Origin of the sequence: Comamonas aquatica NBRC 14918 (genome assembly GCF_000739875.1) — a bacterium.
Lineage (GTDB): Bacteria > Pseudomonadota > Gammaproteobacteria > Burkholderiales > Burkholderiaceae_C > Comamonas > Comamonas aquatica.
This window is the reverse complement of the sequence record NZ_BBJR01000095.1, coordinates 1-5,454: the sequence shown is the minus strand read 5'-3', so window position 1 is coordinate 5,454 and position 5,454 is coordinate 1. Positions and strand designations below refer to the sequence as shown.

The 5,454-nt window shown below is 51.2% G+C and carries 2 tRNA genes and 3 rRNA genes; all 5 read right to left on the bottom strand.

Annotated features, from left to right (window positions below):
- Window positions 1-9: 9 nt before the first annotated feature.
- Window positions 10-122 (bottom strand): 5S ribosomal RNA (gene rrf, locus CA2_RS16995).
- 122 nt (window positions 123-244) lie between these two features.
- A 23S ribosomal RNA gene (locus CA2_RS16990) occupies window positions 245-3,122 on the bottom strand.
- Window positions 3,123-3,497: 375 nt separating this feature from the next.
- Window positions 3,498-3,573, bottom strand: a tRNA-Ala gene (locus tag CA2_RS16985).
- A gap of 24 nt (window positions 3,574-3,597) precedes the next feature.
- Window positions 3,598-3,674 (bottom strand) — tRNA-Ile (locus CA2_RS16980).
- 85 nt (window positions 3,675-3,759) lie between these two features.
- Window positions 3,760-5,288 (bottom strand): 16S ribosomal RNA (locus CA2_RS16975).
- The 16S, 23S and 5S rRNA genes sit together here with 2 tRNA genes alongside, the layout of an rRNA operon.
- Window positions 5,289-5,454 lie beyond the last annotated feature (166 nt).

Genomic DNA, 5,454 nt, shown 5'->3' with positions numbered 1-5,454 from the left:
GCTGTAAGAGCCTGGCGATGACCTACTTTCACACGGGAATCCGCACTATCATCGGCGCAAAGTCGTTTCACTGTCCTGTTCGGGATGGGAAGGAGTGGGGCCAACTTGCTATGGTCACCAGGCATAACTTGTAGCAAAGCAGCTCATCGCTACCTTGCAAATTCATAGAGCCTAATCAGCTTTTATTCGATTGCGCACATTGGCATAAAGTCTTTTGAACACTGCACAGCAGTATCAAAGTTATAGGGTCAAGCCTCACGGGCAATTAGTACTGGTTAGCTTAACGCATTACTGCGCTTCCACACCCAGCCTATCAACGTCGTGGTCTACAACGACCCTTCAGGGGGCTCAAGGCCCCGGCAGATCTTATCTTGAAACGAGTTTCCCGCTTAGATGCTTTCAGCGGTTATCTCTTCCACACGTAGCTACCCTGCGATGCCACTGGCGTGACAACAGGTACACCAGAGGTGTGTCCACTCCGGTCCTCTCGTACTAGGAGCAGGCTTCCTCAAATCTGCAGCGCCCACGGAAGATAGGGACAAAACTGTCTCACGACGTTTTAAACCCAGCTCACGTACCTCTTTAAATGGCGAACAGCCATACCCTTGGGACCGACTACAGCCCCAGGATGAGATGAGCCGACATCGAGGTGCCAAACACCGCCGTCGATATGAACTCTTGGGCGGTATCAGCCTGTTATCCCCAGAGTACCTTTTATCCGTTGAGCGATGGCCCTTCCATACAGAACCACCGGATCACTATGTCCTGCTTTCGCATCTGCTCGACTTGTCAGTCTCGCAGTTAAGCACGCTTATGCCATTGCACTATTAGCACGATGTCCGACCGTACCTAGCGTACCTTCGAACTCCTCCGTTACGCTTTGGGAGGAGACCGCCCCAGTCAAACTGCCTACCATGCACTGTCCCCGATCCAGATAATGGACCTAGGTTAGAACCTCAAACGCACCAGGGTGGTATTTCAACGTCGGCTCCACCAGAACTAGCGTCCTGGCTTCAAAGCCTCCCACCTATCCTACACAGATCCGTTCAAAGTCCAATACAAAGCTACAGTAAAGGTTCATGGGGTCTTTCCGTCTTTCCGCGGGGAGATTGCATCATCACAAACATTTCAACTTCGCTGAGTCTCAGGAGGAGACAGTGTGGCCATCGTTACGCCATTCGTGCAGGTCGGAACTTACCCGACAAGGAATTTCGCTACCTTAGGACCGTTATAGTTACGGCCGCCGTTTACTGGGACTTCAATCAAGAGCTTGCACCCCATCATTTAATCTTCCAGCACCGGGCAGGCGTCACACCCTATACGTCCACTTTCGTGTTTGCAGAGTGCTGTGTTTTTATTAAACAGTCGCAGCCACCGATTTTTTGCAACCCCATTGAGCTCCGTTTGTTCAACTTCACTTACTAGGGGCATACCTTCTCCCGAAGTTACGGTATCAATTTGCCGAGTTCCTTCTCCTGAGTTCTCTCAAGCGCCTTAGAATACTCATCTCGCGCACCAGTGTCGGTTTGCGGTACGGTCGTCAATAGCTGAAGCTTAGTGGCTTTTCCTGGAAGCAGGGTATCACTCACTTCGTGTGCAAGCACACTCGTTATCACCCCTCATCTCAGCCCGGCGGATTTGCCTACCAGGCACGACTACAGGCTTGAACCAACTATTCCAACAGTTGGCTGAGCTAACCTTCTCCGTCCCCACATCGCACTATTGATCGGTACAGGAATATTGACCTGTTTCCCATCAGCTACGCATCTCTGCCTCGCCTTAGGGGCCGACTCACCCTACGCCGATGAACGTTGCGTAGGAAACCTTGCGCTTACGGCGAGGGGGCTTTTCACCCCCTTTAACGCTACTCATGTCAGCATTCGCACTTCTGATACCTCCAGCATCCGTTACCAGACACCTTCACAGGCTTACAGAACGCTCTCCTACCACGTGCAATAAATTGCACATCCGCAGCTTCGGTAACTGGCTTAGCCCCGTTACATCTTCCGCGCAGGACGACTCGATCAGTGAGCTATTACGCTTTCTTTAAATGATGGCTGCTTCTAAGCCAACATCCTGACTGTTTTAGCCTTCCCACTTCGTTTCCCACTTAGCCAATTTTAGGGACCTTAGCTGGCGGTCTGGGTTGTTTCCCTCTTGAGTCCGGACGTTAGCACCCGGTGCTCTGTCTCCCAAGCTGTACTCTGCGGTATTCGGAGTTTGCCTTGGTTTGGTAAGTCGCCATGACCCCCTAGCCAAAACAGTGCTCTACCCCCGCAGGTAATACTTGAGGCACTACCTAAATAGTTTTCGGAGAGAACCAGCTATTTCCAAGTTTGTTTAGCCTTTCACCCCTAACCACAGCTCATCCGCTGATTTTGCAACATCAGTCGGTTCGGACCTCCAGTACCTGTTACGGCACCTTCATCCTGGCCATGGTTAGATCACTTGGTTTCGGGTCTACACCCAGCGACTGAACGCCCTATTCGGACTCGATTTCTCTACGCCTTCCCTATTCGGTTAAGCTTGCCACTGAATGTAAGTCGCTGACCCATTATACAAAAGGTACGCCGTCACCCCTTTCGAGGCTCCGACTTTTTGTAAGCATACGGTTTCAGGATCTATTTCACTCCCCTCCCGGGGTTCTTTTCGCCTTTCCCTCACGGTACTGGTTCACTATCGGTCGATTACGAGTATTTAGCCTTGGAGGATGGTCCCCCCATATTCAGACAGGATTACACGTGTCCCGCCCTACTTTTCTCTAGCTCAGTACCACACGTCAGTTTTCACATACAGGGCTATCACCTACTATGGCCGGACTTTCCATTCCGTTTTGTTAACCGTCGTGCTATCACTAGAAGGCTCCTCCGAATTCGCTCGCCACTACTATCGGAATCTCGGTTGATGTCTTTTCCTCTGGGTACTTAGATGTTTCAGTTCTCCAGGTTCGCCTCGTTAGCCTATGTATTCAGCTAACGATACCCTTGCGGGTGGGTTTCCCCATTCAGAAATCTCCGGATCAAAGCTTATTTGCCAGCTCCCCGAAGCTTATCGCAGGCTATCACGTCTTTCTTCGCCTGTAATCGCCAAGGCATCCACCATATGCTCTTAGTCACTTGACCCTATAACTTTGATCTCTGTTGCCAGAGCTCGCCATTTCGAGTTCAAAGACTGGTGAGGTCTTGCACCTCACGCGTTATGCCGTAATGTGAATGATTCTTTGGTTGCATCTTTTCAGACGCAGCCTAGAGAATGATTCGTCATTACATCGAATTCATTAGTTGAATTCGTGTGACGCAATCAAATAGTTGCTGGCGGCACGGTGCAATGTTTCATGCTTTCCGCCAGCAACGCTGATTTCGACTCTATGAATTTTTAAAGAACAGCCTATTGATCGGATCGATCAATACAAAAGCAGTCTTTGCAAGACTGCTTTTGTATTGAGGTGAGCCAACGATTATAGCACCACTTGACGCTATCATTTTCTAACCAATCCTTGGTGGAGGATGACGGGATCGAACCGACGACCCCCTGCTTGCAAAGCAGGTGCTCTCCCAGCTGAGCTAATCCCCCATCGGGTTTTTCGCATTGGAAGTTTGGTGGGTCTAGTTGGGCTCGAACCAACGACCCCTGCGTTATCAACACAGTGCTCTAACCAGCTGAGCTACAGACCCAATCCATCAGAACTTGCGCTCCAACAGTTGCCATCCAACAACCGATAAGTGTGGGCGTTCAAACTTGAACTGCTTCATTTTCCAGAAAGGAGGTGATCCAGCCGCACCTTCCGATACGGCTACCTTGTTACGACTTCACCCCAGTCACGAACCCCGCCGTGGTAAGCGCCCTCCTTGCGGTTAGGCTACCTACTTCTGGCGAGACCCGCTCCCATGGTGTGACGGGCGGTGTGTACAAGACCCGGGAACGTATTCACCGTGACATTCTGATCCACGATTACTAGCGATTCCGACTTCACGCAGTCGAGTTGCAGACTGCGATCCGGACTACGACTGGCTTTATGGGATTAGCTCCCCCTCGCGGGTTGGCAACCCTTTGTACCAGCCATTGTATGACGTGTGTAGCCCCACCTATAAGGGCCATGAGGACTTGACGTCATCCCCACCTTCCTCCGGTTTGTCACCGGCAGTCCCATTAGAGTGCCCTTTCGTAGCAACTAATGGCAAGGGTTGCGCTCGTTGCGGGACTTAACCCAACATCTCACGACACGAGCTGACGACAGCCATGCAGCACCTGTGTTACGGCTCTCTTTCGAGCACTCCTCTATCTCTAAAGGATTCCGTACATGTCAAAGGTGGGTAAGGTTTTTCGCGTTGCATCGAATTAAACCACATCATCCACCGCTTGTGCGGGTCCCCGTCAATTCCTTTGAGTTTCAACCTTGCGGCCGTACTCCCCAGGCGGTCAACTTCACGCGTTAGCTTCGTTACTGAGTCAGTTAAGACCCAACAACCAGTTGACATCGTTTAGGGCGTGGACTACCAGGGTATCTAATCCTGTTTGCTCCCCACGCTTTCGTGCATGAGCGTCAGTACAGGCCCAGGGGATTGCCTTCGCCATCGGTGTTCCTCCGCATATCTACGCATTTCACTGCTACACGCGGAATTCCATCCCCCTCTGCCGTACTCTAGCCTTGCAGTCACAAAGGCAGTTCCCAGGTTGAGCCCGGGGATTTCACCTCTGTCTTACAAAACCGCCTGCGCACGCTTTACGCCCAGTAATTCCGATTAACGCTCGCACCCTACGTATTACCGCGGCTGCTGGCACGTAGTTAGCCGGTGCTTATTCTTACGGTACCGTCATGACCCCAGGGTATTAACCCAGGGCTTTTCGTTCCGTACAAAAGCAGTTTACAACCCGAAGGCCTTCATCCTGCACGCGGCATTGCTGGATCAGGCTTGCGCCCATTGTCCAAAATTCCCCACTGCTGCCTCCCGTAGGAGTCTGGGCCGTGTCTCAGTCCCAGTGTGGCTGATCGTCCTCTCAGACCAGCTACAGATCGTCGGCTTGGTAAGCTTTTATCCCACCAACTACCTAATCTGCCATCGGCCGCTCTAGTAGCACAAGGTCTTGCGATCCCCTGCTTTCATCCGTAGATCTCATGCGGTATTAGCCACTCTTTCGAGTAGTTATCCCCCACTACTAGGCACGTTCCGATGTATTACTCACCCGTTCGCCACTCGTCAGCATCCGAAGACCTGTTACCGTTCGACTTGCATGTGTAAGGCATGCCGCCAGCGTTCAATCTGAGCCAGGATCAAACTCTACAGTTCGATCTTGAATTTAAAGTCTTGCGACTCACTCATAAAAACGGAATTGAAGTGAACTTCACTTCTCTATTTCCATGAGCGTTTGTTTTTAGTTCCAAAGAACTTGGCAATTCGCCTTCAAACGCCCACGCTTATCGGCTGTATCTTTTTAAAGATGCAAACCTGAATC